Here is a 779-nt window from a genome sequence, read left to right on the forward strand (position 1 = left end):
ATCAACGCCGAGAAGGCGGGTGTGGTCGAGGAGGTCTCGGCCGACTACGTCACGGTGATGAACGACGACGGCACCCGCACGACGTACCGGGTGGCGAAGTTCAAGCGCTCCAACCAGGGCACCTGCTTCAACCAGAAGCCGATCGTGGCCGAGGGCGACCGTATCGAGGCCGGTCAGGTCATCGCCGACGGTCCCTGCACCGACGACGGTGAGATGGCGCTGGGCAAGAACCTCCTGGTGGCGTTCATGCCGTGGGAGGGCCACAACTACGAAGACGCCATCATCCTGTCGCAGCGGCTGGTGCAGGACGACGTCCTGTCGTCGATCCACATCGAGGAGCACGAGGTCGACGCCCGCGACACCAAGCTGGGCCCCGAGGAGATCACCCGGGACATCCCGAACGTGTCGGAGGAGGTGCTGGCCGATCTCGACGAGCGCGGCATCATCCGCATCGGCGCCGAGGTCGTGCCCGGTGACATCCTGGTCGGCAAGGTCACCCCGAAGGGCGAGACCGAGCTGACGCCGGAGGAGCGGCTGCTGCGTGCGATCTTCGGGGAGAAGGCCCGTGAGGTGCGCGACACCTCGCTGAAGGTGCCGCACGGTGAGCAGGGCAAGGTCATCGGTGTGCGGGTGTTCTCCCGGGAGGAGGGCGACGAGCTGCCGCCGGGCGTCAACGAGCTGGTCCGGGTCTACGTGGCGCAGAAGCGCAAGATCACCGATGGGGACAAGCTCGCCGGCCGGCACGGCAACAAGGGCGTCATCTCCAAGATCCTCCCGGT

General features: G+C 67.0%; 1 pseudogene. It reads left to right on the forward strand.

Features of this window, described 5'->3' with window-relative positions:
* Nucleotides 1-779 (forward strand): annotated as a pseudogene (locus IEZ10_RS38480) (DNA-directed RNA polymerase subunit beta); the annotation flags it as partial.

The organism is Streptosporangium pseudovulgare (genome assembly GCF_014648055.1).
In the GTDB taxonomy this organism is placed as follows: Bacteria; Actinomycetota; Actinomycetes; order Streptosporangiales; family Streptosporangiaceae; genus Streptosporangium; species Streptosporangium pseudovulgare.